Source organism: Massilia scottii, from assembly GCF_030846495.1.
GTDB classification, from domain to species: Bacteria; Pseudomonadota; Gammaproteobacteria; order Burkholderiales; family Burkholderiaceae_D; genus Telluria_A; species Telluria_A violaceinigra.
Window position 1 is genome coordinate 352,068 of record NZ_JAVCWM010000006.1, and the last position, 24,812, is coordinate 376,879.

Annotated in this window: 23 protein-coding genes; 13 read left to right on the forward strand and 10 right to left on the reverse strand. The window is 63.6% G+C overall.

Annotation, left to right across the window (positions count from 1 at the left end):
* Window positions 1-8: 8 nt before the first annotated feature.
* A complete protein-coding gene (locus tag RBA41_RS11150) occupies window positions 9-347 on the reverse strand; it encodes a P-II family nitrogen regulator (protein ID WP_054266216.1) in 339 nt (112 codons plus the stop codon).
* Window positions 348-357: 10 nt separating this feature from the next.
* A complete protein-coding gene (locus RBA41_RS11155; protein WP_306623761.1) occupies window positions 358-1,110 on the reverse strand; it encodes a TorF family putative porin in 753 nt (250 codons plus the stop codon).
* A gap of 263 nt (window positions 1,111-1,373) precedes the next feature.
* On the opposite strand from RBA41_RS11155, the gene RBA41_RS11160 reads away from it, so the two are divergent.
* A complete protein-coding gene (locus RBA41_RS11160; RefSeq protein ID WP_099874213.1) occupies window positions 1,374-1,628 on the forward strand; it encodes an accessory factor UbiK family protein in 255 nt (84 codons plus the stop codon).
* 25 nt (window positions 1,629-1,653) lie between these two features.
* Here RBA41_RS11160 and RBA41_RS11165 read toward each other — a convergent pair whose 3' ends face one another.
* A complete protein-coding gene (locus RBA41_RS11165; protein WP_306623763.1) occupies window positions 1,654-2,217 on the reverse strand; it encodes a TetR/AcrR family transcriptional regulator in 564 nt (187 codons plus the stop codon).
* A 191-nt stretch (window positions 2,218-2,408) separates the two neighbouring features.
* Between RBA41_RS11165 and RBA41_RS11170 the strand changes: the two genes are divergently transcribed.
* A complete protein-coding gene (locus RBA41_RS11170; RefSeq protein ID WP_306623764.1) occupies window positions 2,409-2,702 on the forward strand; it encodes an antibiotic biosynthesis monooxygenase family protein in 294 nt (97 codons plus the stop codon).
* Between the two features lie 156 nt (window positions 2,703-2,858).
* Here the strand turns inward: RBA41_RS11170 and RBA41_RS11175 are convergent, their stop codons facing one another.
* The 4 genes from RBA41_RS11175 to nhaR form a co-directional block, all read right to left on the reverse strand.
* Window positions 2,859-3,425, reverse strand: a complete 567-nt coding sequence (locus RBA41_RS11175) for a hypothetical protein (protein ID WP_157778363.1) — start codon at window positions 3,423-3,425, stop codon at window positions 2,859-2,861.
* A gap of 443 nt (window positions 3,426-3,868) precedes the next feature.
* Window positions 3,869-6,313, reverse strand: coding sequence for an alginate lyase family protein (locus RBA41_RS11180; RefSeq protein WP_306623765.1), 2,445 nt, complete (start codon window positions 6,311-6,313; stop codon window positions 3,869-3,871).
* A gap of 380 nt (window positions 6,314-6,693) precedes the next feature.
* Window positions 6,694-8,169 (reverse strand): DUF7832 domain-containing protein, encoded by a 1,476-nt coding sequence (locus tag RBA41_RS11185; protein ID WP_306623767.1) that lies wholly within the window; start codon window positions 8,167-8,169, stop codon window positions 6,694-6,696.
* Between the two features lie 189 nt (window positions 8,170-8,358).
* Complete coding sequence (gene nhaR / locus RBA41_RS11190; RefSeq protein ID WP_306623769.1) at window positions 8,359-9,258, reverse strand: transcriptional activator NhaR; 900 nt, start codon at window positions 9,256-9,258, stop codon at window positions 8,359-8,361.
* Window positions 9,259-9,367: 109 nt separating this feature from the next.
* Here nhaR and RBA41_RS11195 point away from each other — a divergent pair, with 109 nt between their 5' ends.
* The 5 genes from RBA41_RS11195 to RBA41_RS11215 all read left to right on the forward strand — a co-directional run bounded on the left by RBA41_RS11195 (window position 9,368) and on the right by RBA41_RS11215 (window position 14,315).
* Window positions 9,368-9,760 (forward strand): HPF/RaiA family ribosome-associated protein, encoded by a 393-nt coding sequence (locus RBA41_RS11195; protein WP_306623770.1) that lies wholly within the window; start codon window positions 9,368-9,370, stop codon window positions 9,758-9,760.
* Between the two features lie 27 nt (window positions 9,761-9,787).
* Window positions 9,788-10,753, forward strand: coding sequence for a TerC family protein (locus RBA41_RS11200; protein WP_306623772.1), 966 nt, complete (start codon window positions 9,788-9,790; stop codon window positions 10,751-10,753).
* Between the two features lie 214 nt (window positions 10,754-10,967).
* The gene (locus tag RBA41_RS11205; RefSeq protein WP_306623774.1) at window positions 10,968-11,333 is read left to right on the forward strand and encodes an HPF/RaiA family ribosome-associated protein; all 366 of its coding nucleotides are present in this window, start codon (window positions 10,968-10,970) and stop codon (window positions 11,331-11,333) included.
* Window positions 11,334-11,343: 10 nt separating this feature from the next.
* The gene (locus RBA41_RS11210) at window positions 11,344-12,495 is read left to right on the forward strand and encodes a baeRF3 domain-containing protein (protein ID WP_306623777.1); all 1,152 of its coding nucleotides are present in this window, start codon (window positions 11,344-11,346) and stop codon (window positions 12,493-12,495) included.
* A 305-nt stretch (window positions 12,496-12,800) separates the two neighbouring features.
* The gene (locus RBA41_RS11215; RefSeq protein WP_306623778.1) at window positions 12,801-14,315 is read left to right on the forward strand and encodes a YifB family Mg chelatase-like AAA ATPase; all 1,515 of its coding nucleotides are present in this window, start codon (window positions 12,801-12,803) and stop codon (window positions 14,313-14,315) included.
* A 22-nt stretch (window positions 14,316-14,337) separates the two neighbouring features.
* Here the strand turns inward: RBA41_RS11215 and RBA41_RS11220 are convergent, their stop codons facing one another.
* From RBA41_RS11220 to RBA41_RS11230, 3 genes are all read right to left on the reverse strand, one after another.
* Entirely contained in the window at window positions 14,338-14,853 is a 516-nt protein-coding gene (locus RBA41_RS11220) for an SRPBCC family protein (protein ID WP_306623781.1), read from the reverse strand.
* Window positions 14,843-15,031, reverse strand: a complete 189-nt coding sequence (locus RBA41_RS11225; protein ID WP_306623783.1) for a hypothetical protein — start codon at window positions 15,029-15,031, stop codon at window positions 14,843-14,845. The genes RBA41_RS11220 and RBA41_RS11225 overlap by 11 nt, the downstream gene beginning before the upstream one ends.
* Before the next feature lie 231 nt (window positions 15,032-15,262).
* Window positions 15,263-17,959, reverse strand: coding sequence for a TonB-dependent receptor (locus tag RBA41_RS11230; protein WP_306623785.1), 2,697 nt, complete (start codon window positions 17,957-17,959; stop codon window positions 15,263-15,265).
* An 818-nt stretch (window positions 17,960-18,777) separates the two neighbouring features.
* Between RBA41_RS11230 and RBA41_RS11235 the strand changes: the two genes are divergently transcribed.
* The 6 genes from RBA41_RS11235 (at window position 18,778) to RBA41_RS11260 (ending at window position 24,734) form a co-directional block, all read left to right on the forward strand.
* On the forward strand, window positions 18,778-19,578 hold the full coding sequence (locus tag RBA41_RS11235; RefSeq protein WP_306623787.1) for a metallophosphoesterase: 801 nt from the start codon (window positions 18,778-18,780) through the stop codon (window positions 19,576-19,578).
* Between the two features lie 158 nt (window positions 19,579-19,736).
* On the forward strand, window positions 19,737-20,600 hold the full coding sequence (locus RBA41_RS11240) for a class I SAM-dependent methyltransferase (RefSeq protein WP_306623789.1): 864 nt from the start codon (window positions 19,737-19,739) through the stop codon (window positions 20,598-20,600).
* Between the two features lie 37 nt (window positions 20,601-20,637).
* Window positions 20,638-21,183: a hypothetical protein gene (locus RBA41_RS11245; protein ID WP_306623791.1), complete on the forward strand. Its 546-nt coding sequence runs from the start codon at window positions 20,638-20,640 to the stop codon at window positions 21,181-21,183.
* A 4-nt stretch (window positions 21,184-21,187) separates the two neighbouring features.
* Entirely contained in the window at window positions 21,188-22,444 is a 1,257-nt protein-coding gene (locus RBA41_RS11250) for an MFS transporter (protein ID WP_306623793.1), read from the forward strand.
* Window positions 22,441-23,178: an ABC transporter ATP-binding protein gene (locus RBA41_RS11255; protein ID WP_306623795.1), complete on the forward strand. Its 738-nt coding sequence runs from the start codon at window positions 22,441-22,443 to the stop codon at window positions 23,176-23,178. Before RBA41_RS11250 ends, RBA41_RS11255 begins: the two co-directional genes overlap by 4 nt.
* Entirely contained in the window at window positions 23,178-24,734 is a 1,557-nt protein-coding gene (locus RBA41_RS11260; RefSeq protein ID WP_306623797.1) for an ABC transporter permease, read from the forward strand. Before RBA41_RS11255 ends, RBA41_RS11260 begins: the two co-directional genes overlap by 1 nt.
* Window positions 24,735-24,812 lie beyond the last annotated feature (78 nt).

Below are 24,812 nucleotides of genomic sequence, written 5' to 3' on the forward strand. Positions count from 1 at the left end.
CCCTCACCTTAAAGTGCTTCGTTACCGGTTTCGCCGGTGCGGATACGCACCACCTGTTCCAGGTTATAGACAAAAATCTTGCCGTCGCCAATCTTGCCGGTGCGCGCGGCACCTTCGATGGCTTCGATGGCCTGTTCGACGATGGCGTCGTCCACGGCCGCCTCGATCTTGGTCTTGGGCAGGAAGTCGACCACGTACTCGGCGCCGCGATACAGCTCGGTATGGCCTTTCTGGCGTCCGAAGCCCTTGACTTCGGTAACGGTAATCCCTTGCACGTTGATGGCCGAGAGCGCTTCGCGCACTTCGTCCAGCTTGAAGGGTTTGATAATGGCGGTGATCATTTTCATGGCTGGCCTCTTAGAAAGTTTTTGACACGGTCAACACGGCGCGGGAACGGCCCAGGTCCTTGCCGTTGACCGGGCTGATATACATGTCGGTATTGGCGCTGATGACGGCCAGCGCGACCGTGGCGAAACCGAAGTCCTTGGTCAGGCCGATCTTGGCGTCGTTGTAGCTGAGCGCATCGTTGTGGGCCACGCGCTGGCGTCCCACGTGCAGGTTGAGCACCAGGCCGGTGGCCAGGTCGAGATTGGCGCTCAGGTCCAGGTAGCCGCTGCCCTTGCTGTCGGTGGTGCCGAACAGATTGGTGGTCGAATGCGAGTACTTCAGGGACACCGGCCCCATGCCGACCTGCCCGTACAGCTCGAACGTGTTGGCGCTCGGATGCAAGCCGTTGGACGGGTAGCCGTAGTACAGGCCGCCCACGTCGTAGCTGATGCCCTTGGTGATTTCCCCCTTCTTGCCGCCGTACAGGTCGATTTCGACATCGCCATCGCCCCCCAGGTCCTTGGTCCACTTGATGGTCGAGGCCCACACGCCGGCGTAGGCGCCGCTCGGCGTGTGGGTGTAGTCGGCCCCGCCCTGCACGGCCGGCTTCATGCGGGTTTGCGACAGGCCGCGGTAGCGGTAGTCGCTGGTCAGGGCAGCGTTGAAGCTGACCACATTGTCGGGCGCGGGCGCGTCGGCAGCCTGGGCCAGCGGCGCTCCCAGGGTTGCCAGCGCCAGGGTCAGCGCAGCGGCGAGAGACAACGGAGTAGACAGCTTATTCATGACGGTTCCCTTATGGTTTTTTAACTGAGACGGCGGTTGGGGTTTAAAATGTAGCCTGGAGCATGCACACTGCTTAACCATTAGCAGAAGTCATGCCAGCTACGATTGCGCCCGGCCGCAACTTGTTTTTGCGCCCGGCGTCCCCAACTTGCTGTTAATAAACAGTAAAAGATCCGCGATTCCGGTCGCGGCCGGCGCGAATGCACCAAACTGGCCCACCTGGCGCACCGCTGCGGTGCGCCACCGATTTCACGAGGATTGCGATGGACATGAACAGCTTTTTCAACGACTTGCAGGGCAAGATCAACCAGGCCATCGAGAGTTCGCCGGCCAAGGATATCGAGAAGAACGTCAAGAGCATGATGACCCAGGGCTTTTCCAAGCTCGACCTGGTCACGCGCGAGGAATTCGATATCCAGGCGCAGGTGCTGGCCAAGACCCGCGCCAAGCTCGAAGCACTGGAACAGCGCGTCACCGAGCTCGAAGAACGCCTGGTGCCCACCAAGCCGCAGGTCTGAGTCAGAGTCTGAACCTGCGGCGGCGCTAGCGCCGCATCAGCAAGCGTTCGACCGCATCGATCTGGGCTGCCGAAAAGGCTTTGCGCCCCGGTTCGCGCGTGAGTAATTCGCCCATGGCCCAGGCGTAGATCAGTTGCGCCCGCGTGGCTGCCTCGGCCGCGTCGAAACCAAGCCCGGCCAGCAAGTTCGCCACGAACGCGACCCGGCGCTCGTGCACCCGGCGCAGCACCTGGGCCGCGCCCGGATCTTGCGCGCCGAGCGTGTTGATGGCCTGGTAAAGGCCGATATCGAGTTCGCCCACATTCGTCAACAAAAGACGCAGCCGCGCCAGCGCATCATCCGCAGCCTCTTCAATGGCGCGGATGATCTGGTCGGTGGCGATCGATTCCCAGCGCTCCAGCACCGCCAGCGCAAAGCTGCCGGCGCTGTCGAAATGCCAATAAAAACTTCCCCTGCTCACCCCCATGCGCTTGCACAGCGGATCGGCCTTCAAGGCTTGCGGGCCGTCGTCGCGCAACACGGCCAGGCCGAAGTCGAGCCAGGTATCGCGCGATAAACGATTTTTTCCGGGAGAACGGGGGGATGGCATGGCGGCTCCAAAAAATACGACGCCGGCGCCAAGGACGGCGCCGCGGCATGCGGTGCGATGCGCTCGCATCATAGCTTACCGCCAGCAAACCCGGCAGTGCCCAAACATCGTGTATAGTGCAACCATACACACTGTATGGTTCGGACGCAGCGGTGCCCGTACCGGTCGTTTTTCATCCCAAGGAGCACATCATGTTCGCAAGAGTTACCCATGTTCAAGCCAAGCCGGAAAAACTCGCCGAGATCGTGGCGCTGTACAACGATTCGGTGCTGCCGGTTCTTCAACAGCTGCAAGGATTCAAGTCAACCTTTCTCCTGACCGATCCGGCCAGCGGCAAAGGCATGTCGATTACCCTGTGGGAAACCGAAGCCGACCGCCTCGCCGGTGACAGCGACCCGGCCTTGCGCGGCCCGATCGTCGCGGTCATGCCCCTGCTGGCGGGGCCGCCGCAAGCGCAGGGTTTCGACGCCATCAGCCTGACATAAAGCAGTTCCTATGGTGCTTCCGGCGACGCGACGCGTTGCACGGCGCGCAGTCGTTCGCAGCATGATCGACATGCATGCCGCGATTGCCATTGCAGCTGGCAGCGTCGCGTGCACCGCCGTTCTTCAAGATGTTGGCACCTGGCTTGCGCCCTGCCCTCAGCCGGTGGTTTTCAAAAGCCGCCAGCCCTGAAGTTGAAGCTCATCACTTTCGCCTGCATCGGTGACGGCATGGACTGCGCCTTCGGGCACAAGATAGCGCTGGCGTCCGGTATGACTGCACAGGCTGACGATGCCCTGCTGGCTTGAGAAAGTGCCCGGTTCGCCTATCGCGATCATCCCCGGCTCGCCAGCTGGACGGTACCAATGTTTCTGTAGCAAGTAATTCCCACCCCGGTGAAACGAGATGACGACCGATTCATTTCCGTCGCTGCCAGTGAGTTTGTAGAGCCGCGTAAATCGACTGGTTTGCCAAATTTCTCGGGCAAGGCGTGGTAGCCATACAAGGAAGAACACGGTGCCGATATCGGCAATCCAAGGGAGTGGAAGCGTCCAATGCGGAGCGTCGACCCGCACCAGCCAGATGCTGAGCAGCGCTGGCCCGACAAAGGGGATATATATACCGGATGAGCTGCGACCGCCGCGTGCAACGATATAGCTGAGTAACAGGGTTAGCCAGCTGATCAACGGAAACAGACATCCCGCTACAAGCAGGAATAGGTGCATGCATGCCTATCGATGAAAATGATTGCGGTGTGGGAGAAAATCGACATGCTGGCAACTGGCTGGCAGCAGACGCGTTGCCGTCCCCCGTCTCGCCAGCACAAGTCGGCCCGGCGCACCCGAATTTTACCGCGGGCCGATCGTCGCGGTCATGCCCCTGCTGGCGGGGCCGCCGGAAGCGCAGGGTTTCGACGCCATCAGCCTGACCTGAAGCGATCCGCATGGCGCTGCCGGCAACGCACCGCGCCGCGCCGCGCCGCGCCGCAGGAAGCGTTGCACGAAGCGCTGCCGTTCGCCTTACGTCATGCTCCGGTCATCTGAGAGGATTATTCTGACGCTGTTGGTGACATGCCTCTGCATTTCCCACAGGTTAGTCCGGTGACCTCGAACACCGGCACCAGATACTTGCAGCCGGAAACGATCCGGCTGCTTTTTTTTTGCCTGCGCTAGCGCGCCTGCACGCTCGCCACCGCCGATGGCGCGCTCAGGCCGCTGTAAGTCGATGCCTTGACCACATAAAAGTAGGCCGCATTGCCGGTGGCGCCAGCGTCGACGAAACTGGTGCCGGTCAGCTCGGTGCCGACCCGCTCGAACGGCCCGCTTGAGTTGGTCGCGCGCAACACATCGTAGCTGCGCGCCAACGGGCTGGCCGCCCACTGCACCGCGACACCGCCGCTGCGCGCGCTGGCGCTGACCTTGGTGGGTGGCGCCACCAGGCTGCCGGGCTTCGATCCGGTCTTCACGTTCTCGAAACTGGCCGTGGTGGTGGCCACCGGATCGCCCGAGGCCGTGAAAATGCCGACATATAAGGTATCGGACAGCTCCGGATAAATGATGGTGCCGATGGCCGACCAGTCGGTCCCGCCATTGCTCGACAGGTAGGCGTAGACGAAATTACCATGCCGCACCAGCTTGAGCGACATCGGCGCCACCGCCGACGTGAACCGGCGCGCCGCATGGTAGCCGCCGTAGTGCTGCGTGCCGACGCGCCAGAACAGATGCGTGCCGTTGCCGGAACTGGCTGGCGCCACGTAAATCTGGGCGGCCGCCGTGGCGGGACGTGCATCGAGCGAACTGCGGATCATGATGCCGGCCACGCCGGTGCTCAGCGCCCCCGGATCGGTGACGGTGGCGATGACTTCGACGTCGCCCTTGAGCTCCTTGTACGCGAAGTGATAGCCCTTCTCGGCACCGGCGCCGGAGGCCGTCATCTTCCAGTTCGCGCCGGTATTGGTGGCGCTGCCCGGCGTCTGGACCTTGCCCAGGTCGGCCTGGGTGAAGCTGGTCGCCGCCGTCATCACCGGTGCGGTGAACGGGAACGTTACAGCGCGTGCGGTCGAGCTGTCGTTGGTGCGGCGATAAATCTGGCCCGAGTAGGGACCGCTGTACGGACCGGCTTCGCCGCGCGATTTGGCCAGCTCGCGGTATTGCGTGACATTCGGCGCCTTCAGGCCCTTGCGCACCACATAGTGCGTGTACAGGGTCTCGAACAGGTTGGCCGGCATGGTCTGGAGGGGTTGCGCGCCGATCTGGGTGTAGTAACCGTAGCCGCACGAGACCGGATTGAAGGTGAACGGCTTGCCGAGGTTGTAGTTGGCATAGTATTCGCCGGCCGCCAGCAAGCGGTTGTTGCGCAGCGAATACAGGTCGATGCCCTGCTTCCAGGCGGTTTCGGCAATCGCGCCGTAGGTGGCGATCTGGCCGTGTGCGTGGCCCTGGTCGCGGCCGGTATCGCCCACCTCGCCATTCGACATGATCTGGTCGAGTCCGCCCGGATCGCTGAGGTAGGCGTTGATGACCTGGTCGAACTTGAGCGGGCTGTCGAGGAATACCGCCACCGCCAGCGCGGCCTTGAGCGCCAGCCCGCCCTGGTTGCACGGCTTGAGCAGGCTGCCGTTGCCGAGCGCGGTGCCGATCGCGGAACTGCCGCCGACCTGCAGGCGGCGCCACCAGACATTCTCGAGCCAGGACTTCATGTGCGCCGTGTGGGTGGCGGTCCAGCCGGGATACAGGCCGCGCAGGATATCGGCGGCGATGATGGCGCGGCCGGAATAGTCGCCCAGCATCAGCGCCGCCTCGACGCCATCGAGCGAGATGTTGGTGGTGGCCCAGGCGTCAAGGATCGAGATCGACTTTTCCGCGTGCGCGCTGTTGCCCGAGACGTACCACATCAGGGCGTGGTTGTAGGCCATCTGCATGTCGCGCTCGAAGGCGCCGCGGTTCAGGTCGAAATTGCGGTTGGCGATGGCGAAAGGGCCGAGCATCGCGTAGTTCAGGGGCGTGCGCCCGCCGAGATGGTGGTAGCCGCTGGCCCACGGCTCCTCGCCAGCGAGCACGTGCGCCTTGTATTGCGCCAGGTCGGCCGCGTTGTAGCCAATGCCGGGGTGCACGAAGCTGGTCACGCCCGTGGTCCAGGCAGCGGGCACGGCGACCGGGACCACAGCCGGCGGCGTAGCGACCGGGGGCGTGACCGCGGGCGGAGTGACCACAGGTGGAGCGACGACGGGCGGGGTGACGACGACCGGCGGCTTGACGACAGGCGGGGTGACCGCCGGCGGCGTGACGACTGGCGGCGTGAACGGCACAGGGATGAGCACAGCCGGCGTCGGTACCATGACCGGTTTGGTGACTACGGGGTCGCCAACCGGACTGTCATCGGCCACCGGAACGGCGCCAGGCAAAGCAGGAGCCGCTTCCGGCGGGCCGGCGGCCGGCACGCTGTCGGGAACAGCCGCCGGCACTGGCGCGGCCACCGGAGCAGCCGACGGCAGATTCACCGAGGCGCGCGCGTCCGGCCCCACTTTATTCGACGATGATGATCCACCGCAGGCGGAAAGCGCGATGGACAGCGCCAGGATGGACAAGGCGGGGCGATGATTGACGGGGGGCATGCGGAACTCCGGCAGAACGGTTGGGATGGATGGATAGATTGATCAGCCCGGAGCCGTGTACGGTCACGCTGTGTCTCGACGCTTAAAGTTATCCAAATGTAATTTTTGGACGAATATAACAATCGTGTTAACCCAAGTCAATATAGGCAATTGACATAGATAATCAGATTAATAGCATAGCTCCGCCGCTTGCATGGCATGGCCGGGTGGCCCGACATCACCGCCGCCAACTGGAGCGGAAATGTCACACTGCCCAGGACAAGATTGCGGCCTGCGTGCAAGCGCAGGCGCTGACTGTCGAGGTGTGGGACCTCGGTTAGCGCGGCAGCGCGACCGGCGCTGCCGTGAGCGTGGTCCGCTGCAGTCCGGTCCGAAGAACCTTAGCCCAGTTCCTGGGGATTGGCTTGCTTCCAGCTCGCAAACTGCTTGGTGAAGAGAGCGAACAGGGCGTCGTAGATCTCGACCGGATCGTCGTCGAGCACCGGTTCGTCATGACCGTACTGGCCCTGGCGCTTGCCGAACATGGTCTTCAGATCGGCATTGATCCAGATGCCGTCCATGTTGTGGAAGTAAATGTAGGCAAACTGGCGCAGGCCGGGCTCGTCCGTGAGGTGCGTATCCCACAGACCGCGCGTCAGGGCCAGTTGCACCAGCTGCGACGGGCGCGCTTCCCTGCGGCGCATGGAGTCGATGAGCTCGTCCTGCCCGGGGAACATGGCGCGTTCGAGCCAGCCGTTTTCCAGCGCCCATTGCATGAACAGGCCCGCGCCGCTGTTGATCTGCTTGGCCGCTTCGGGCCGGGCGAGCTCACGTCCCTGCGCGATTTGCACGCAGGCATTGGTGCGGCCATTGTTCATCCACAGCCTCAGTTCGGTGTCGCGCGCAGGATCGAGCGGCAAGGTGCACGCCTTTTCGACTTCGCCGTCCTCATCGACGGTTTCCTTGTACTGTTGCGGCAGGCGCTGCGCAATGGCGTCCCACAGTGCGTCGCCATGCAAACCGAACAGGACTGGCTCGCTGTAGGCGTCGCCGAGAAACACGCTTTCCAGGAACGGGCAGATGGCCTTGTTACTGATCGGCACTGGCGCGTAGTTCGGGTTCAGCACCTTGCGGCTGAACAGAAAGCTGACGTCGGCCTTTTTCGCGGTCAGCCAGATGCTGTCGTCGTGTTTGGCATTGCCGATGGACTGGGGCGGCGCCTTGCCGAAGATCTGGTCGGCGACGGCGCACAGTTCGGGATCGGCGGCGGTGCGGCCCACCAGGCTGCACAGCATCTTGAGGCGCTCGCCCATGCCGTCGATGTGGCTCAGGTAGCCGGGGTCCATGACGGGCGCGGCGCCCTGCTGCGTGGGCGGCGCGCGGCGTTCGGGCGGATCGCCGGCGGCGTAGGCGGAAAAGTCGAACTGTCCGCTCACGGCCGGCGCGGCGATCTTGCTCTTGTTGAGCCAGGATTTGAATGCCTTGCGCGCAGCAACCTGCTCCGGTTCAAGTTCGTCGTCGCCGAGATCGATCTCGGTGTCGGTTTCACCGGCGTCGATGGCCAGCAGGAAAGCTTCGAACGATTCGGAGAGGGTTCTCAGTTCGCCTTCGGAACCGATATGCACGACGGCCGGCGGCTGCACCGCTTCGCACAGGCCGATCAGGGAGCCGTCGGGCAGGCTGATGAAGCCCCAGGTGTTGGCGCCCCAGTGCTCCATGCCTACCCAGGCGGTACCGCCAGCAAGATTTTCCGGCGCCAGCTCGAAGTAGCCAAGGTCGCCATATTCATAGGGCGCGAGCCATGTGAAGAATTTGGCCATGAGGGGTGGTACTGGCCGGCCGATCTCTTTTTCCCATGCCGCTACGTCAAAATCCATCGATATTCCTGTTCTCTGAAAGCATGTGCGAACGCCGCCGGTCGCGTTGATGCGGGGCGGGTGTATGGATACATTGTATGCGCTAAGTCGGCGGGGGCTGTTTTACGTGGTTCCCAGCCCATGCGGGCACCGGCGCCAGCCCGGCTGAAACAGGTGGCAAGGCCGTCGAAACACGGCGCGGACATCAGCTCAGGCAAACAGTGTGTTGCGCGCCATTGTGCTGATTGCCAACGTGGCAGGATGGCTCATCCGGCGTTCCGTGGTGATGGCATACACCTGTTCGACCAGCGAATCGACCTGGCCGAGCGGCACCACCCGGTACTGATCGCTGACCTGGCGGGCAATCACGGTCGGCGCAAAAAACACCCCCGCTCCGGACTGGCCGAAGGCCTTGATCATCGCGCTGTCATCGAACTCACCCACCACGCGCGGATGAACCTGACTCTTTTCCAGCCACTGCAAGACGCGCTGATGGATGGCGAAGTCTTCGCCAGGCAACAGCATGGGGGCGCCGTTCAGGCAAGCCGGAAATCCTTCACCGAGCTCCTTCGCCAGCGCCGCGGTGGCAAACACGGTCATGCCACTTTCACCGAGCAGGTGATTGAAGCCGCGTACGCTGAGGTGACTCGGCATGGGCCGATCGGCAATGATGAGGTCGAGCCGGTGCACCGCCAGGTCCGCCACCAGGCTGGCGAGCCTGCCTTCGCGGCAGATCAGCTTGACCGGTTCCCCCAGTTTCAGGGCCGGTTCCACCAGCCGGCATGCAATCAGTTTTGATACCGAATCGGCGCAGCCGACACGGAAAGTAATCGTCGTGGTGAAGGTCTTGTCGCGCACGAGGTCGAGCAGTTCATCGCCGGTACTGAAGATGTCTTCGGCGTAGCTCAGGATGCGTCGCCCGGTCTCGGTCAGTTCCAGGTTGCGTCCGACGCGGCGGAACAGCTCCACGCCAAGCGTGTCGGCAAATTCGGAGAGCTGGCCGGAAATGGACTGTGGCGTGAGATGCAGCTGCGTTGCAGCCTTGGCGATGCTGCCGGTTTTCGCCACCATCCAGAAGTAGCGCAGGTGCTTGAAATTCAATGATGACATGGGAGCCTTCAATACATCGATTTAATCGATCTGACAGCACATTATATTCGAATTGTACGATGCTTTTCCACGAACTATAGTGAATCCACTAACCCAACAGGAGGAAATCATGCGCGTCACCATTCAGGCAAACGGATTTGTACTCACCGAGGCATTGCGTTCGTACACCGAGCAGCGCCTGGCCATCGCCTTGGGCTGGGCCGGCCAGCATATGCGCAAGCTTGCCGTGTCGCTATCCGACATTAACGGCCCGCGCGGCGGCATCGACAAACGCTGCAAGATTCAGGTGCAGCTCGGCGGGGGCAAAGAAGTTATTATCGAAGATACGGAAGCCGATCTTTACAGCGCCATCGACCGCGCCGCGGAGCGCGCCGATCGCGCGGTGGTGCGACAGGTCGAGCGCAAGCGTGACTTTACCCACACCCGCCTGCCGGCGAACCGGCCGTTGGACATGGGCACCGACGACGATATGCGCAACCGCGATGACGATGCGGCAAGCTAAGCCACCAAGGACAACGGAGAGCATTCCATGAACGGTTTAGAAACCATTGCAAGCGCCCCCATGTGGGCAGCTTTTATCGTCTTCGTGCTCGTCATGCTCGCCCTCGACCTGTTCGTCTTCGGAGGCAACAAGGCGCACAAGGTGAGCGTGAAGGAGGCAGGCATCTGGTCGCTGGTGTGGGTCAGCCTGGCCATGCTGTTTAACGGCGGCCTGTGGTGGTACCTGAAGGGCACGGTAGGCACGGAGATCGCGGACCAAAAGGCATTGGAGTTTTTCTCGGGCTACCTGATCGAGAAAGCGCTGTCGGTGGATAACGTGTTCGTGTTCCTGCTGATCTTTACCGCGTTTCAGGTACCGCAACAGTATCAGCGGCGCGTCCTGATCTACGGCGTGTTGGGCGCGATTGTCATGCGCGCAGTGATGATCTCCGCGGGTGCGTGGGTGGTCAGCGAGTTCAGCTGGGTCCTGTATCTGTTCGGTGCGTTCCTGCTCTTTACCGGCCTGCGCATGCTGGTCGCGGTCGACCAGGAGCCCGACGTGGCCAACAACCCGATACTGCGCTTTGCACGCCGACACTTGCGTGTCGCCGAGGGTGACCATAGTGAGCGGTTTTTCATCACCAAGGATGGACTGCGCTACGTCACGCCGCTGTTCCTGGTGCTGCTGCTCATTGAAGTGACGGACCTGGTGTTTGCGGTCGACTCGATTCCGGCGATTTTCGCCATTACGACCGATCCGTTCATCGTGTTCACGTCGAACCTGTTTGCCATCCTGGGACTGCGGGCACTGTACTTCCTGCTGGTCGATGTGGCCGATCGCTTCCACTTGCTCAAGTATGGCCTGGCAATGGTACTGACCTTCATCGGCACGAAAATGCTGATCATGCCGTGGTATCACGTGCCGGTGCAAGCGTCGCTGACCGTCGTGGCCGTGCTCATTGCAGCAAGCTGTGTGGCCAGCCTGTTCATCACCCGCAAGGGCGGCGAGAAGTAAGCAGAGGAGGCCCGGTGCGCCGGGCCTCCTGCATCCGGGCCGGCGGACGCGCCCACAACATCGTCCTCTTCAACTGATTGCCCGGCCGAGGTCCATCAATGACGACAGCAAATGTGCGAGCATTTCCAGGGACCATTGCGATTCCTGCCGCGCATCGCCGAAAAGCGCTCTTTGATAGACTCGATCTTCGCTCACCACGACAGGGGGGAATATCATGCAAATCCAACTCAACAGCGATAACCGTATCGTCGCCTCTCCAGCATTGTTGGCGCGGGTGCAGGCCGATCTGGAGCAAGAGCTTAAGCACGTGGCAAGCGCCATTACGCGCGTGGAGGTGCATTTAAACGACGTTAACGGCCCCAGGGGAGGCGAGGACGACAAGCGCTGCCTGCTTGAGGCTCGGATCAAAGGTTCGCAGCCGGTGGCAGTGGAAAGCCGCGCCCCGACCATTGAACAGGCCATCACCGCAGCTGCTGGTCAGTTGCACCGTGCCATCAAGACAACCTTGGGCAAGAGCGGCGGCGCCGAGAAACGCCATGCGTCGATCCGCCATAGCCCCCCGGAAGAACCAGAAACATGAGGAGAACGACATGCAAATGCTTACGCGCGAGCTGCTGTTTGATCTGATGAAGCAGCAGGATGGGCCGTGCCTCTCCCTTTACCTGCAAACCCACCGCCACCACCCTGACAATGCGGGCGACCCGCTTCGTTTCCGCCACCTCGTCGAGCAACTGGAAAAATCGCTGAACGACGCTCCGGAGCAGCAACGTGCTGAACTTCTGGCGCCGTTTCGCAAGCTCGAGCACGATAAGCAGTTCTGGCAGCACACGCAAAACGGGCTGGTTGTGCTGAGCGCAGCCGGAAAGTCGCACGTCCTGCACCTGCTGCGGCCCGTGGAAGACTTTACTGTCGTGGCCGACACCTGGCATATCAAGCCTTTGCTGCGCCAGTTGCACACGGCCGACCGATTCCAGGTACTGTGCCTGACACGCGTAGACGTGAGGCTGTACGAAGGCAACCGCGATACGCTTGAGGAGGTCGACCTGCCCGCCCCCGTACCACGCACGGTCGAAGCGGCGCTCGGTTCGGAACTGACCGAACCGTATCAAAAGGTGTCCTCCTACGGCATGGGGCCGGCCGGCGGCGGCGACATGCGCCATGGGCATGGCAGCAAGAAAGATGAGGTCGAGGTCGACACGCTGCGCTTCTTCCGGGTGGTCGACGACGCCATTACCGAGCACTGTTCCAAGCCAGCCGGCGTGCCGCTGGTGCTGGTATGCCTGGCCCAATACCAGGGCGAGTTTCGCAGCCTCAGCAAGAACCCCCATTTGCTCCCCGACGGCGTCAGCATCGACCCGGGCGCACTGTCCGCCGAGCAGCTGCGCGAAAAAGCATGGCAAGCGATCGCGCCTGCATATGCGAAGGAAATCGCCTTGGCAGTGGACGCCTTCCACGTGGCGCAGGCCAAGGGCTTGGGCGCTCAAGCCCTCGATGACACAGTCACGGCCGCGCTTGAAGGCCGGGTCGACACCCTCCTTGTGAGCGCCGAGGCCAGGATCCCGGGAAGGATCGATGTGGCCTCAATGCAGGTATGCAAAAGCGATGACTTTGACGACCCCAGGGTGGGAGACGTGCTCAACGACGTGACCGAGCTGGTATTGCTGCATGATGGGGAGACGCTGGTGATCCCCCAGGCGTCCATGCCCGGTGCCAGCAATGTGGCGGCAATCCTGCGCTACTAGTCCAATGAACGGACCATTCAGCTAAGCCGGTGAACGGGCGCGGCGCCTGTTCAATCTGACAAGCGCCGCATCTGACACGCAAAGCGACCGATTCAATGCTGGCTGTTAAGGATGGATCTCCCAATACCTGCAATGGGGGCGGTACAAACCATCCGGCAAGCGCTCTTTGCTGACGCCATGCGCTGATTGACAGGCGGGCTGCGCGGCGCAAACCAGCACGGCCTCACGCACCTTTGGCTAGCATCAACTGCAACATGCACGGCAGGCTGCACCATCGGCAATTCCACGCATTCATCAGGAATTCCATGAGCCTTGCCGTGTTACGCAGCCGCGCCTTGTCCGGCATGCAAGCGCGCGCCGTCAGCGTCGAAGTGCATCTGGCGAACGGCTTGCCCAAATTCACCATCGTCGGCCTGCCCGACGCCGAAGTGCGCGAATCGAAGGACCGCGTGCAGGCCGCGCTGCAAAATGCCGGGTTCCAGATCCCGGCGCGCCGCATCACCGTCAACCTGGCCCCGGCCGACCTGCCCAAGGAATCGGGCCGCTTCGACCTGCCGATCGCGATCGGCATCCTGGCCGCCTCGGGCCAGATTCCGTCGCGGGAACTGGGGCGCTATGAATTTGCCGGTGAACTGTCGCTGTCGGGCGAACTGCGGCCGATCCGTGGGGCACTGGCGATCACCTTCGCCATGCAGCGCGAAGCCGGCGCGCATCGCGCTTTCATCCTGCCGCAAGCCAATGCCGACGAAGCGGCGCTGGTGGCCGACGCCGTCATTTACCCGGCCGCTACCCTGCTGCAGGTATGCGCCCACTTGAGCGCCAGCGATGACGCCTGCCGCCTCGGCCGCCATCAGCCGCGCGCGGTCACGCGCCTGCCCGACTATCCGGATTTTTGCGACGTCAAAGGCCAGCGCTCGAGCAAGCGCGCGCTCGAAGTGGCGGCGGCCGGCGCCCACAGCGTGCTGATGGTCGGGCCGCCCGGCGCCGGCAAGACCATGCTGGCGTCGCGCTTTCCCGGCCTGCTGCCGCCGATGACGGATCAGGAAGCGCTGGAATCGGCGGCGGTGCAGTCGCTCACCGGGGGCTTTTCGGCGGAAAACTGGAAGGTGCGGCCCTTCCGCAGCCCGCATCACACCACGTCCGGCGTGGCCCTGGTGGGCGGCGGCGCGGTGCCGCGCCCCGGCGAAATTTCGCTCGCGCATTGCGGTGTGCTGTTTCTGGATGAGCTGCCCGAGTTCGACCGGCGCGTGCTGGAAGTGCTCCGCCAGCCGATGGAATCGGGCCGGGTGACGATTTCGCGCGCGGCGCGCCAGTCCGATTTTCCGGCGCGCTTTCAGCTCATCGCCGCGATGAACCCCTGCCCTTGCGGCTTTCTCGGCCACCCGTCCGGAAAATGCGATTGCACCAGCGACGCGGTACTGCGCTATCAGGGCCGGATTTCCGGGCCGCTGCTCGACCGCATCGATATCCAGATCGAAGTAGCGGCGCTGCAGCCGGACACCCTGCTGGCCGATGCCGATGGCGAAGCGAGCAGCAGCATCGCCGCGCGCGTGGCGCTCGCCCACCAGCGCCAGCTGGCGCGCCAGGGCAAGCCGAACCAGGCGCTGATCACGGGGGAAGTGGAGCGCCATTGCCGCCTCGACCAATCCGGCGAGCTGCTGCTGCGCAAGGCCATGCTGCACCTGAACTGGTCGGCGCGCGTGTATCACCGCGTGCTGAAAGTGGCGCGCACCATCGCCGACCTGGCCGATGCGCCAGTCATTCTTGCCGAACACATTTCAGAAGCGATCCAGTTACGGCGCGGCTTGCGCGAACCCTGAGCGAGCGCTCTGGACAAAGGCCTTACTGCGCACCGGTCGAGCCCGCGCCGTGACAGGCGCGCTGCCACGCTTCCACCTCGCTGGCGTTAGTGGCCAGGAAGGCACGCATGCGCTCGAAGCGCTTGACTGTCTGGCGCCGGAATACATGGTGAACCACCGGTTCGATCAGCCAGCGCAGCATGCGCGGACCGGCTTCGATGTTGTAGGTGTAGATCAGGACCGAGCCGCCGCCGGCAGCGCTCTCATGTTTCATCGAGGCCGCCCACTTGGAAAAAGGAAACGACGTGCCGAGCATGCGCGCCGCCGCCAGGCGCGGGCGCTGGTAACTGACGAACTCGGTGCGCATCGACAGCGCGCGCAGCAGGCCGCCGCCGACATTCTCGCTGACCGCGCCGACATAGGGACAAGGCGCGCCGCCGTCGACCTCGGTGTGCGACACCAGGCTGTCCCAGCGCGCACGCCACTGATGGTAGTGAAAGACGTCGAACACGACCTCGCACGAGGCCGGCATGGGAAACGCGATGCGCTCATGCGCCATGTTGCGCCTCACCGGTCCCACAGACCGTATTTCTGTCGATGATGTCGGCTGGGCCAACCTGGCGGACGAACGGATTGACGAATGTCGCGCTGGATGGATGCAGGGTAGCGATAAATTCGCCTTGTAGATCCGTGTTAGCCAAAGCGGACAAGCTGTCCACCGTTTCCGGTTGATTCATATGTCTCCGCGAAAATACTGATGATTGCCGATTCACTTTGAGGGATTGTAACGTACGGGTAAGCCCTGACTGGCCACGCGAACGAGACGATTTTCAGCTTGCTGTTCAGCCCATCCGGCATCGCGCTCATTGCGCGAACTCGCGGGCGAAAAAAAAACAGCCGGAGCAACCGCCGTCCGACCCCGAAGAGTGGACGGCAGCCGATCCGGCTGCGGTACGACTAACTGACTATTAGAACGTGTAGCGTCCTGCCAACGTGAAGTAACGGCCAACCGCGCCCGTCTGGTGCAGCGACGGGTTGTAGTTGATGCGGCCGTAAGTCTGCACGTCCAGCGGTGCTTTTTTGTTGAACAGGTTGCTGATCGACGCGGTCAGTTCGAAGTTCTTCGAGAATGCCCATTTGCCGAAGGTGTCCATGGTGGTGAACGAAGCGATGCGGCAGTTCAGCAGGGCGACGTCGTTTTCATCCACGTCCAGGCATTCGCCGCCAACCTGGTTGGTGTTGCTGATGCTGCTGACGTAGTTGACGTTGCCGGTCAGCTGGAACGGACCATTTTCCCAACCCAGGGTGAAGCGGACCTTGGTCTTCGGCGTGCCGCCGTTACCGGACAGGTTGATGTCGCCGTGGGTGCCAGCGAACTCCAGTACCGTGCCGTCGGCATTGGTACGGGTGAACTCTTTCATGTAGGTGACCGTCATGCCGGAATTGAGCTTGCCGCTCGAACCCATGTTGATGCGGCCGCGCAGGTCGAGGTCGACACCGTTGGTTTTGGTCTTACCGGCGTTCAGGTACGGTGCCTTGACCATCAGGATCTGGCCCGGCAGGTTCGGGAAGTTGGTGGTGGCTTCGCCGCGCACGATTTGCGCATCAGGGTAGCCGGCCGGGTTGTCGACGACAGCGCCAGGATCGGAACCGTTGATTTCGCCGGTACGCACGATCTGCCACAGATCGAGCGACAGGTTCACGTTCTTGACCGGCTCGAGCACCATGCCCAGGCTGTAGCTCTTCGACTCTTCCGGTTTGATGTTCTTGTTGCCGATGGTGATAGCGCCAACCGATTGGGTCGAGCAGTCCAGGGCCAGCTTGGTAACCGGGCAACGGATCGGATCGTTCGCAATGTTGGTGAACGCTGCCACTGCGCTGTCGCCGTTTTCGGCGGCGCTTGGCGCACGGAAGCCTTCCGCATACGTACCGCGCAGGGCGAAGTTCGAGGTCGGGGTGAACTTGAAGCCCACTTTCGGCGTCGTCGAACGGCCGTAATCGGAGTAATCATCGGTACGCAGCGCAAACTGCAGTTCCACCGATTTCAGGACCGGCACGGCCAGCTCGGTGTACAGCGCGGTCACGTCGCGCGAACCCTTCGATGCCGAATAGCCGAGACCAGCGATATCGTTGATGTCCGTGTACGGGGTCGACTGGCTGTCGGTCTTTTCCTTGCGGTACTCAGCACCGACGGCGATGCCCATCTTGCCGCCCGGCAGTTCCATCAGCTCGCGCGATGCCTTGAAGTCGAACGAGGTGCTTTTCGTCACGCCCGAGTTGTTCAGGGTTGGCGATACCAGCGCCAGCACTTCCGGGGTGTTGATGACGCCTTTGCCGATGCGGAAGGTACCGTTGTTCAGCGCCTGGCGCAGCGCGCTGGTACGGTAGTAGCCGTTTTGCGTCTTGTCGGTCTTGCTTTCCGCGTACAGCACGCCGGTGTCGTAATCCCAATCGGCAATGTTACCCTTGACGCCAGCGAGCACGCGGGTGACCGTCGATTCCAGGTCCGAGGCGCGTGGACGCGATGCATCGACCCAGCGTGGACGTGCGGCAACGCCGAGGAAGTTGTCGGGGTGGTTGGCCGGCATGACCAGCTGGTCCGGACCGGTGCTGGTGTTGTTGACGCGTGCATTGACCAGGTCGAAGCCGGCGCCGGTCAGGCCCGACGGGGTGGTGCGGGTAATCGCTTCCGACTTGAACACGCCCACTTCGCTGTAGGCACGGGTGTTTTCGCCCAGCGCCAGGGTGCCGCGCACGAACAGGTTCAGGTTCTTGGTTTCGGGCTGGATGGTCGCGAACTGGAGCGGATCCCACAGGCAACCACCGCCGGTGTTGTCATGCGCCGTACCGCCGGTTGGATCCTGGTTGATCGGATCGCAGCTGCCTGGCATGTTCTTGACACCGCCGGCAGGACCGCCGGCAGCGTTCAGTGGGCGCAGGGTACCGAGGAAGCTGCTGCCGCCCGCATTGCCGGCGCTGGTGTGGCCGTTGCGCTGGTCGCGGCCGCCCCATGGACGTGCATCCGCCTGGCCCAGCCATTTTTCGCGGCTGTTCTGCTTGATTTCTTTCTGGTGCTTCGCGTCGAGGGTCGCGAAGACGTTGAATTTATCCTTGTCCAGGTCGCCGAAGCCGATGGCGCCCGACATGCTCGTCACGGTGCCGTCGCGCTCGCCGGAAGTGCCGGCGCTGGCGGAAATGGTTTTACCAACATAGTTCTGGCGCAGGATCACGTTGACCACGCCGGCGATCGCGTCGGAACCGTAAATGGCCGAGGCGCCGTCTTTCAGGATGTCGATGCGATCGACCGCGTCGAGCGGGATCGAATTCAAGTCGACGAAGCTGCGCTGGCCGTCATCGCCAAAGCCGTACGGCGCGGTGCGGCGGCCGTTGATCAGCACCAGGGTCGAGCTCACGCTCAGGCCGCGCAGGGACACGCCCGATGCGCTGCCGGCAAAGCCGTTGGTGAAGGAACCGCTGATACTGCCGTTGTTGTCGGCGGAAATGCTGCGCACGACTTCGGCAATCGACGTTTTACCGGTTTGCTCGATGTCCTTGCGGCTGAGCGTCTGCACCACCGAAATGGTTTCCGCTTCGGCGCGCTTGATGCTCGAACCCGTGATTTCCACTTTCTGAATGCTGTCGCCTGCGGTCTGCGCATTTGCCATCTGCATGCTCAGGGCAATACCACCAATAAACATCAGCCGAATCGACCGCGACAATCTTGTCTCCACCATCATTGCAAAGCTCCTCATTTTGTAAGTATATGAACGCGTTTTGCTCTCGTGATGCAAAACGGTCATGGATTAATTATATTTGCAATCGTCTCTCGGACGCGTTCGTGTGATTTGTCGTGTTCAAATCATCGATTGCATATATAACCACCACGCCCGGTTTCCTGTCAATTATTCATGTTGTACATATATCTAGAAAACAACAAATGATGCCGCAACCCTGTGTCATTTTCCACCCGCCATGGATTAACCGGCAATCAGAACACCCCTTTGCGATCAGAAAAAGCCCGAGGTAGGCGACATTTGCGCGGGTTTTGCCCGACGTTGGTGGTGTTTTCCAAGTTGCAATTAACTTCGCTGCGCAAACCCTGTTTATTCATCGAGTACCGTTTTAAGTAACTCCTAATTCGGGCGGATTAGACGAAAAGTAAATACGGCAGCGCTTGCGGCTGACATTGCGGCGGGTCGCGGCATATTTATCGGCGCTGTTTTCGGCTTGCCTCCGACATCCGCCTTTGCAGCGCGGCGGGTTTTTCCCGGCTATCGACGATCGCCGCGCGGGCACCGAAAAAACCCGTTTTTCAGCCAGCCCGCGGGGATCGATACGCGTCTGCCGGCGCCCCAATTCAGGGCCAGTAGCGGCAGGTTTGTGTACCTCGAGGAGCGGTGTTTGGCTCTCCGCGGCTGTTCCAGGTTTCAGCCAGCGGCCCGATAGGCTAGTATGCATATCCCGTCTCCCGATCGTGCCGTCCATGCGCCTGCTTATTCTTTCCGATCTGCATCACGAACTCTGGCGCGACGACGCGCCCCGCATCGACCCGGCCCTGAGCCGTCCCGATGTCGTCATCATGGCCGGCGATATCGATACCGGAGCCAGGGCGGTAGCCTGGGCCGCGCGCAATTTCGCCGGTTTGCCGGTGCTGTACGTGCACGGCAACCACGAAGGCTACGGCCACAATCTCGACAGCGTGCAAGGCGAACTGCGCGAAGCCTGCATGGAGGCCGGCAATGTGCATTTCCTCTCGTGCGACGAAAAAATCATCGGCAATGTGCGCTTTTTGGGCGCCACCCTGTGGACCGATTTCCGCCTGTTCGGCGACGACGACCGCCAGGCGGCCATGCGCGAAGCCGAAGCGGTAATGAACGACTACAAGCGCATCCGCCTGGCCCAGAAAAACTACCGCAAGCTGCGCGCCGCCGACACGGCCCAGTTCCACGCGGTCCAGACGTCCTGGCTGCGCGCCCGGCTGGCCGAGCCGTTCGCCGGCCCCACCGTGGTCGTCACCCACATGGCGCCATCGATGCAGTCGGTGCCGGACGAGTACCGGCACTCGCGCTTCTCGGCCGCCTACGCATCGCGCCTCGACGAGCTGGTGAGCCAGGCCGACCTGTGGGTGCACGGCCACATGCACGAACCGGTCGACTACATGGTGGGCAAGTGCCGGGTCGTGTCGAATCCCTGCGGCTACAAAAACCGCGCCGGCGGCACCGAAAATGTCCACTTCGACCCGCAATTCATCGTCGAGATCGCGGATCGGGCAGCCGCCCAGTAATGCCGAGAAGCATCGTGCGAAACCTGTTTGCAAAATTGCATGCACGGAAGATTTCGTGATGGTAGTATGCATATCGGGCACCAGCGCCAACGCCGCGCCGTCCACGGACCCGCCGCGCAATCCGATGGCGGCCAGCAAACCCTGTCGGGGGACCTACCTTGGTTCAAGCCACACCGTTGCGCATTTCTCCTTTACTGGCCGCACAAGGCCGCGAACACGACCTGGACTACGCGCCGGCACCCTGGGTGCTCAAGCAATGCGCTGAAACGGACATCATTTTCCTGGCCAATCCGCCCGCCTACGAAGAGCTGAGCGAAACCTACGCCTACGAAGTGACCTTCAGCAAGGAATCGGCCGCGCGCAAGCAGGCCGAACCGATCCGCTACGCCTTCAGCACCATGCTCAAGCGCTTCCGCGCCAAGGTGCTGAAGCGCAACAAGGTGCTGGGCATCCTGAACCAGCTGATCGCCGCCTCGCCCTCGGCGCGCATCAATGTGCTCGACGTCGGCTGCGGCTGGGGCGAACTGCTGCAAACGCTGATGACCTCCCTGCCGCCTGCCCTGCGCAGCCGCGTGGCGCCGCACGGGGTGGAAATTTCGCGCGCGCTGTCGACCCTGTCGGACGACAAGCTGCGGCCCCTCGGCGGGCGCTGCGTGCACGCCTCGGCCCAGGATGGCGTGCTGCGCTTCGACGAAGACTATTTCGACGTCATCGTCATGGCCTCCTATCTCGAACACGAAGCCAGTCCGCTCGAAGTGCTGGAAAACTGCCGCAAGCGCCTCAAGGCGGACGGCACCATCATCGTCAAGGTGCCCAATTTCGCCTGCTACAACCGGATGATCCGCGGCCCGCGCTGGAGCGGCTTTCGCTGGCCCGACCATGTGAACTACTTCACGCCCAAGACCTTGCGCGCCATCGCCGCGCGCGCCGGCCTGGACGTGGTGCGCATGAGCGCGCTCGACACCACGCCGTTCAGCGACAATATGTACGCGCTGCTGCGCACCAGCAAAACGGCTCCGTAGCGATCAAGGCGGTGCGCATTCCTGCTAACATTCAGGCATGCGAACCTCCCACCTCAAACCCCTCCTGCTCTCCCTGCTCGCGAGCCTGTCCCTGGCCGCGTGCAGTCCCCAATACAACTGGCGCGATTACAGCAGCCAGGACGCGCCCTTCCGCGTGATGTTCCCCGACAAACCGGCTACCCATGCGCGCGAGGTCGACCTCGATGGCATGAAGGTCAAGATGACCATGACGGCGGCCCAGGTCGACGGCACCATGTTCGCCGTCGGCAGCGGCGTGGCGCCCGACGCCGACAAGGCCGAAGCGGCGGTGGCGGCCATGAAGACGGCGCTGGTGCGCAATATCGGCGCCACCATCAAGAGCGAAAAAAGCGGCAAGTCCTCGGCCGCCGCCGGCAGCGCCACGGCGCGCAGCAGCGCCATCGACATCGACGCCAGCGGCGTGCAGAAAGGCGTGCCGATGCGCCTGGTGGGCCATTTCGAAGCGCGCGACAAGCGCTTTTACCAGGTCATCGTGATGGGCAAGGAAAAGGACATCTCGCAGGAACAGGTCGATATGTTCATGTCGTCGTTCAAGCTGCAGTAAGCGCGTGACAGTCCCCCTGAGCGGTGCGCGCGCGGCGCGCGTGTTCCTGTGCTTTGCCTTCGGCTACCTGCTGTCGTACGCGCTGCGGGCGGTCAACGCCGTCATCGCGCCGGCCCTGGTGGCGGAGATGCACTTGTCGAACGCCGACCTGGGGCTGCTGTCGTCGGCCTATTTCGTCAGCTTCGGGGCCATGCAGCTGCCGCTCGGCGTGTGGCTCGACAAATACGGCGCCCGCCGCACCGAGGCCAGCCTGCTGCTGTGCGCCGCCCTGGGCGCTGCCGTGTTTGCGTCGAGCAGTTCGCTGGCCGGCCTGTGGACCGGGCGCGCCCTGATCGGCATCGGCGTGTCGGCCTGCCTGATGGCCGCCTTCAAGGCGTACCGCCAGTGGTTCCCGCTCGAGCGCCAGAGCCAGCTGGCCAGCTGGATGCTGGTGGCCGGCACCTCGGGCGCGCTCACGGCCACCGTGCCGGTGACCCTGGCGCTGCCGGCGCTGGGCTGGCGCGGCATTTTCTGGGTCGTCGCGGCGCTGCTGCTGGCCGTCGCCGGCGCGATCTTTTTCCTGCTGCGCGAGGTCGAACGCCAGTTCGACGACGGCGCGGCCAAGGGCGGCGCCGCAACAGGCGACGCCGCGCCCGATGGCGGCTACCGGCGCATTTTCGGCAGCGCCTATTTCTGGCGCATGGGCGTGCCGGGCCTGCTCAATCACGGCATTTTCTTCGCCCTGCAAACCCTGTGGGCCGGACCGTGGATGATGACGGTGCTGGGCAAGAGCGCGCAGCAGACCGGCCAGATCCTGTTCGCGTTTAATCTGGTACTGCTGCTGTCCTACCTGGCGCTCGGCTGGGCCGCGCCGCGCCTGGTGGCGCGCGGCTGGAACACGCACCGCATCATCGGCATCGGGATCGGCGGCATGGTGCTGGCGCAGGCGGCCATGCTGTTCACCAGCGCGCCGATGGCCTGGCTGCTCTGGCTGCTGCTGGCGGCCTGCGTGCCGGTCACCACCCTGGTGCAGTCGCACGTCGGGCTGGCATTTCCGGCCGCGCTGGCCGGGCGCGCCAACTCGGCCTACAACCTGCAGCTATTCATCGGCGCCTTTGCCACGCAGTGGGGCTTCGGGGTGGCGGTCGACCTGTTCAAGGCGCACGGCGTGCTCGCCGCCGATGCGTTCCGCGCCACGCTCGCCGTCGCGGTGCTGCTGCAGGCCGGCGCGCTGGCCTTCTTCCTCCTCAACCGCGCACAACCCGGGACCCCAAGTACATGAGCACCGATAACGGCGACGCACTCCGGCTCACTGGTCTGGTCAAGCATTTCGGCCGTCCCGCGGTCGACAATCTGGACCTGACGGTGCGGCGCGGCGAGCTGTATGCCCTGCTCGGGCCGAATGGCGCCGGCAAGACCACCACCTTGCGCATGGTGGCCGGGCTGCTGGCGCCCGACGCCGGCCGCATCGAGGTGCTCGGCGTCGACCTGGCGCGCGATCCGGCCGGCGCCAAGCGCGCCATGGCGTACCTGCCGGACGACCCGCTGCTGTACGCCAAACTGAAACCGACCGAGTACCTGGAATTTGTGGCCGGCCTGTGGGGCATCGAAGCCGATGAAGCCGAGCCGCGCGCGCGCCGCATGCTCGACTGGCTCGAGCTGACGCCGCACGCGCATGAACTGACCGATGGCTTTTCGCGCGGGATGAAGCAAAAGCTGGCGCTGGCCGGGGCGCTGATTCATGAACCGCGCCTGCTCATTCTCGACGAGCCGCTCACCGGGCTCGATGCGGCCGCCGCGCGCCAGGTCAAGGACCTGCTGCTGGCGCACGTGGACGGCGGCGGCACGGTGATCCTCACCACCCATATCCTCGAAGTGGCGGAGCGGCTGGCGCAGCGCATCGGCATCATCCAGCACGGGCGCCTGATCGCCGAGGGCACGCTCGACCAGCTGCGCGGCCAGGCCCAGGGCGGCACGCTGGAAGACGTGTTCCTGCACCTGACGGGGAAAGGCTGATGGCGCGCGCCGGCAGCGCCCTGTGGCTGCTGCGGCACGAGCTGCGCCTGTTCATGTTCGACATCCTGGGCGCGCGCAAGGATACGGTTCGCACCGGCGTGAACAAGAAGACGGTCGCGGTGTGGCTCGTTCTGGCGCTGCTGATGCACGGCTTCGCCTTTACGGTGCTCATGGAAGCCAGGCTGCCCACGGGCGCGCCGACCCACAAACTGCTGCTGATGGTCAGCGCGGCGATGGCCGGGCTGTTTACGATGATGCTGTCGACTGGCCTGAACACCAGCGTCACGGCGCTGTTCGAGCGGCGCGACCTGGACCTGCTGCTGTCGTCGCCGATCCCGTCGCGCAGCGTGTTCACCGTGCGCCTGGCGGCGATCAGCGCCACCAGCTGCACCCTGTACCTGTTTTTCCTCACGCCGTTCGCGCATGCCGGCGTGGCGCTGGGGCAGTTGCGCTGGCTGGGCATCTATCCGGCCATCGTGGGCATGGCGCTGGTGTCGTCGTCGGTATCGATGCTGCTCACGCTGGCGCTGGTGCGCTCGCTGGGCGTGCGCCGCACGCGCGTGACGGCGCAGCTGCTCGGCGCGGTGTCGGGCGCCGCGATATTCTTGCTGGCGCAGGCGTACAACAGCGCGCTCGGGCCGGCCTTGCAGCGCTTCGTCAAGCGCCTGCTGCCGCTGTTCGACCATGGCGCGGCGCTGGGCGCGGACAGCATCGCCTGGCTGCCGGCCAAGGCCGCGCTGGGCATGCCGCTGCCGGCGCTGCTGATGATAGGCGTGGGCGGCGCCGTGTTCTGGCTGACGGCGCGCCTGACGCACGGCTTTTTCGTGCATGGGGTGCAGCAGGCGGCCGGCGCGGTGCGCGTGGCCAAGGCGCCGCCGGGCGGGCTGCGCTTTCGCTTCGGGCGCGGGCTGACGCGTACCATCCTCGTCAAGGAGTGGCGCCTGATCTGGCGCGACCCGCAGCTGATCGCGCAGGTGGGATTGCAGCTGATGTACCTGCTGCCCCTGTTCATGCCGCTGCTGTTCGGCCGCGCAGCGGCGCTGCCGGCGGTGGCGGCGGCGCTGGCGTTCCTGTGCGGCGCGCTGAGCGCCTCGCTGAGCTGGATCGTGATCTCGGCGGAAGACGCGCCCGACATGCTGCGCGGCGCGCCCTGCAGCCAGGGCACCATCCGGCGCGCCAAGCTGGCCGCGGTGGTGATCCCGCCGATCGCCGTGGCCTTGCTGCCGCTGTGCTGGCTGGCCTTGCGCCAGCCGGCGGCGGCCGCGGCCATCCTGCTGACCTGCACCCTGTGCGCGCTCAACAGTGCGATGGTGGTGGCATGGTGCAGCCGGCCGGCGCTGCGCGGCGACTTCAAGGTCCGCAGCAAGGGCAACCTGGTGTGCACCATCGCCGAGATCCTGACCGGGGCCGGCTGGGCCACGCTGAGCTATATCCTGGCGTACGGCCTGACCGTGGCCGGCTGGCAAGCGCCGGTCGTGGTCGGGGCCGCCCTGAACGTGCTGCTGCTGATCGCGTTCGCGGCAACGGCGCGTTTTTTGCGCAAGAAACCCGTTTGACATGGCGCACGCGAGGCCAGGCGGCACGACCGATAGCGCCGGTTCGTGTTATCGTTTCACTACGTACGCATAATTAGA